At 35.9% G+C, this 4,379-nt stretch carries 4 protein-coding genes; all 4 read right to left on the bottom strand.

The features are described from left to right. Positions 1 to 114 (bottom strand): inorganic diphosphatase (locus tag VFS71_RS16515; RefSeq protein ID WP_326402665.1); only part of this gene is annotated, 114 nt, incomplete at its 3' end. Between the two features lie 113 nt (positions 115 to 227). After that, positions 228 to 827 (bottom strand): DNA-3-methyladenine glycosylase 2 family protein, encoded by a 600-nt coding sequence (locus VFS71_RS16510; protein ID WP_326402664.1) that lies wholly within the window; start codon positions 825 to 827, stop codon positions 228 to 230. 183 nt (positions 828 to 1,010) lie between these two features. Then, positions 1,011 to 3,512 (bottom strand): DUF5686 and carboxypeptidase-like regulatory domain-containing protein, encoded by a 2,502-nt coding sequence (locus tag VFS71_RS16505; RefSeq protein WP_326402662.1) that lies wholly within the window; start codon positions 3,510 to 3,512, stop codon positions 1,011 to 1,013. 62 nt (positions 3,513 to 3,574) lie between these two features. Further along, positions 3,575 to 4,379, bottom strand: an 805-nt coding sequence (locus tag VFS71_RS16500; protein ID WP_326402660.1) for an alpha-ketoacid dehydrogenase subunit beta, incomplete at its 5' end; no start/stop codon positions are given.

Below are 4,379 nucleotides of genomic sequence, written 5' to 3'. Positions count from 1 at the left end.
TAACATTCTATCAAAACGCATTCTTTTTATGGCAAAATCATACTCGTATTTATTTCTACTTCCTCTTGGTATTTCAATTAATACATCAAAAGTTTTTAATTTGTCTGCAGTCATTATTCTTTTATCTTTTCTTAATTTATTTACGACTGCAAAAGTAATCAAACTATACTTTTTTGCAATAAAAAAAGACAGTTTAATCCAGTTATTAGTGAATAATTACTTCTTTTTTAGTAGACTATTGTTCGTTTACGTTTTTTTAGATAATAATGCCAAAGCAAAAATGTGGCATAAGAGCGGTATGGACTCCATTGTTCGGTATGAATTTCCATTTCTTGTTTGTCATGAATGTCAAGCAATTCTTTGATTGTATTCACGACCGCAATGTCGCCTAGTGGAATTAAATCGGGTTCTTGAAGGCAAAACATCAGGTAAATATCAATGGTCCAATTTCCGATTCCTTTTAATTTGATTAATTCTTCCCGAACTTGTTGCGCTGATTTTGTCGCTAAAGCTTCAATATCAAGCTCTTTATTAAGAACAGCATGGGCTAATATTTTTATATAATTAGTTTTTTGGCGGCTAACTCCCAAAGCTCTAAACTCTTCGTCTGGTAAAACGGACATTGTTTCGGGATCACAGGTTGTGTGTGCTTTGATTTTTATAAATGTGGCTTTCGCCGAATCTATGGAAACCTGTTGCTCTAAAATCAATAGTACCAAAGTCTCAAATCCTTGGGGTCTTTTTGGAATTGTCGGTAATCCGTAAGTGTCTATAATGTGTTTGAATATGGAATCTTTTTGAAAAAGATAATCGATAGCTTGTTGCATAATTAGATTTTTTTAGCCCAGATTGCTCCGCCAGTTCGCTTCGCTCGTGTTAAATGAAAAGCCTTATGAAAAAAACTGCTAATTTTTGTGAAAGTAAAAAAGCGACCGGAGGAAGCTCTTTTTACTTTTTTACAAAAATAGCAGTTTTTGAGTAAGCTTGTAAAGGATAGCTGTATAAAGCTTCTAGAAATAGAATCCAAACGATCCTTTTACGGTAAATCTATTTGTGTTTGGGGTGTCGAGATAACTGCCTCTCCAAGCAAAATCCAAACGGAATACTTTGAAGATGTTTCCAATTCCAGCGTTGTATTCCCAATACACATTCTCTGGAGCCGTATAGACAACCCCTGAAGCATTTATGGCTCTATTGGCGTCCGAAACGGTTCCGTAAGCGGCTTTCACTCCTATGAATTCTCTCCAGTTAAGTTTTCGCATAAAAGGAACTCTGGCAAACAACCTTCCGTTGAAATCATGATTCCATTGGAATGTGGCATACTTATCAGTTATAAATTCATAATAATTAAGATTACTGAACGTGTTCTCAATAGTTAAAAATGTCTGGTTACCCGGTACAATACTCAACAGTCCCAGAGGAACGGTGCCGAAAGTTTTCCCAAGCTCCAATATTAGATTGGTACGACCAAGCGGGCCAATGATGATGGGCTGTTTATAATATATTTCAATTTTCTTATAATTAAAATCGCTACTGATAACTCCTTTGTAACCTTGACTGTAATTGACAAATAGAGTGGTGTACGGGCTGCTGGCTATACTTCTTTCGACTCCATAGGCAATAGTTCTTCGATTGGGAGTATACTCCGCCTGAATATTGAACTCCGATTGGGTGGTGGTGCTTTTTACAACTCCGTTAGGATTTGCTGCCGAAGGCAAAGTGGTGTAATAATCAAGACTAAAAACAGGCGAAGCCGATTCCAGTGTTTTGTATGTAACTCCTGTTTGAAATGTTAAGTTTTTTATAGGTTCCATTGCAATGTAGGCATTGGTCAGTCCTATATTGGTTAGTTTTCCATTGGATCCTGTGGTGAAAAAGGCAGAAGAGCCAAAATTCCTAGCCAATATATCATTGGTTGTGGTAAGGCTAGCTCCCAATTGTTCAATATCACGCCTGTTTCCCCCTGAAATAATAATTCGGTTTTTCTTTTCAACCATCCATTTTCCCGCGAAACCATATTTGAACTTATGGTCATCAAATCCATAGGCTGTAAAGGCCTGTATACGCCAAGGGTCGTTGGGACCAAAATAAGTTCGGCCTCCCAATTGAGTCCTGAAACCCTCGACCTCATTGTATCCAAAGCTGGAGAAAATAGGTCCGAAGTCAAAGTTGTTGTAATTTATATATCCGCTGGCGAGTATCGTTACCACGTCAGTGAGTCGCTTAAATGCCTTGACAGTTTGCAGCGTGTCGAGCATTTTGTATACGCCTTGCTCGTCTTTGCTTAATTTTTCGAAACGATTTTGTTCCCAATATTCATCACTCTTTTTATATACTTCATTGTCGATAAAATTCACTTCTTCCTTGTAGAATTTAGCAGGTTTTTCAATATTGAATTTGTGATTTTGATAATAGGTCGTTCGCTTTCCGTAGACTCCTTTTGATTTTTCTTTTTTGTTTAATGCAAAATCAGACATCAAATAGTCTTTGGTTAATAGAAAAATGGAATCGTTCAAAACGTCAAATTCTTGTTCGACATAAATATCCTTTACCCAGTTGATGTTGGCGCTTTTGGTAACGGCCATGTTGATTTTTTTGATAGCAAATGTGGTGTCATTAACCCAAAAATCTCCTTTGAAAGTCAGTTCGTTTTTTCGTCTTGGATAAAAAACAATATTGTAGCACCATTTTTTATCAATATAAGCGCTGTCTCTCAATACATAATTATAGACATCAATCCCTGTTGTGGAAAGTGGGCTGGTAAAGGATTTATCAAATAAGGCAATGTAATTATTGTAGATATTATAATCTGAATACAAATCTTTTATGAAAGATAAAATTTGCTGATTTCCTTCAAAACCTGAAGTTTTATTGGCTTTTGTAATCTCTTTTACTTTGGGAATCTTATTATCACCATATACGTCTATCAATGCTTCATTTACAAAAATTGGCAAATAGGTTTTTCCTGTTATTTTTGAGGTATCCACATGGTCAAAAATGAATTCCATACCTTTGAAAATCTTTTGCTTTCTATAAGCACTATCAATAGAATTAATGTCAAATTCTACTTTTTCATATTTCTCCATTTGATATTGGTCAAATTGATACAGACCATTTTTGCGCTTTTTCGCCCAAATTTTTCTCAGAATATCAAGCGCGGGATTATTCTTTTTGGAAGTTTTACCGGTGTAGATAACTACTTCTTTCAAAGTTTCCTGTTCACTTAATTCAATTGTAAAATTATAATTGACCGATTTGGTAAGGGTGATCTCTTTTTCAGAAAAACCAACTGAGCTTATTACTAACGTAGTATAGGTATTTGGAGATTCCATATAAAACCGCCCATCCTCGTTTGTGACAGTTCCAATACTGGAGTTTTTAAAAACTACATTGGCGAATGGAATGGGTTGTTTGGATTTGTCAATAACAATGCCACTCACTTTTGTTTGTGCGAAAATTTGGGGTGTTACCACAAATAAAAAGAAGGCTATAATCGATAGGATTTTCTTCATGATATAAAAAAAAGCTTCATCAAATGGAGGGTTGATGAAGCTTTTTAAATTGTTGTTTTCTATTATTTATATAATACTTTCTTAACAGCTTTCACAACATCTGCAGAATTTGGCAACCATTCTTTCAATAAAACTGGAGAATATGGGGCTGGAGTATCAGCAGTTGTAATACGTTGTATTGGCGCATCAAGGAAATCAAAAGCTTGTTCTTGAACCAAGAAAGCAATCTCAGAAGATACACTTGCAAAAGGCCAAGCTTCCTCAAGAATAACCAATCTATTTGTTTTTTTAACCGAAGTTAAAATCGCATCCTTATCCATTGGACGAACAGTTCTCAAGTCAATAATTTCACATGAAATACCTTCTTTTGCCAATTCATCGGCAGCGATATAAGCTTCTTTGATAATTTTCCCGAAAGAAACTATAGTCACATCAGTTCCTTCACGTTTGATATCGGCAACTCCAATAGGAATTGTGTATTCACCATCTGGAACTTCACCTTTATCTCCATACATTTGTTCTGATTCCATGAAAATAACAGGGTCATTATCACGAATAGCCGATTTTAATAAACCTTTGGCATCATAAACATTTGATGGAACCACAACTTTAAGTCCTGGAGTATTTGCAAACCAGTTCTCGATTGCTTGTGAGTGAGTTGCTCCTAATTGTCCTGCCGAAGCAGTAGGGCCTCGAAAAACGATAGGCACATTAAACTGTCCACCGGTCATCTGACGCATTTTGGCAGCATTATTTATAATTTGATCAATTCCAACCAAACAAAAGTTGAAAGTCATATACTCAACGATCGGGCGACATCCATTCATTGCTGATCCAACTGCAATTCCAGTAAAACCAAGTTCGGCG

The organism is Flavobacterium sp. (assembly GCF_035760125.1).
Classification (GTDB): domain Bacteria; phylum Bacteroidota; class Bacteroidia; order Flavobacteriales; family Flavobacteriaceae; genus Flavobacterium.
This window is presented reverse-complemented; position numbering and strand designations above follow the sequence as displayed.

What these genes read in the sequence shown, in the direction of transcription:
- VFS71_RS16510 (WP_326402664.1), bottom strand. Translation starts at nt 827, where the DNA reads ATGCAACAAGCTATCGATTATCTTTTTCAAAAAGATTCCATATTCAAA.
- VFS71_RS16505 (WP_326402662.1), bottom strand. Translation starts at nt 3,512, where the DNA reads ATGAAGAAAATCCTATCGATTATAGCCTTCTTTTTATTTGTGGTAACA.